We start from the raw sequence: 269 nt of genomic DNA, 5'->3' as shown, positions 1-269 counted from the left end.
TATTCAAAGCCAATTCTTTAGAAACACCCTTAGCATCTATATAGAACAATGAATTGCTCTCCTTTTTATATTCAAGAGAGCCCGTTCCTAGATCAAAGACATGTGGCTGACCTTTTTCATCCGTATAACTCAGCTGATTCGAAGACTTATCGTAATCGAATACAGTCACCGTTTCATTACTCTTTACCAGCGCGGACAAACCGATAGTCTCCGTCAAGCCTTTAGAATTCGTATACTGCAAGGCACTGCTCTCTGCATCATAACGAAGA

The 269-nt window shown here is 40.5% G+C and carries 1 protein-coding gene; it reads right to left on the bottom strand.

Translation table 11 applies throughout. The features are described from left to right. A partial coding sequence (locus B5X76_RS21460) for a hypothetical protein (RefSeq protein WP_217699705.1) occupies window positions 1–269 on the bottom strand: 269 nt, incomplete at both ends.

The sequence above is a fragment of the Sphingobacterium nematocida genome, assembly GCF_900168125.1.
Lineage (GTDB): Bacteria > Bacteroidota > Bacteroidia > Sphingobacteriales > Sphingobacteriaceae > Sphingobacterium > Sphingobacterium nematocida.
The sequence above is the reverse complement of the archived record's forward strand: the minus strand, read 5'-3'. Positions and strand labels throughout refer to the sequence as shown.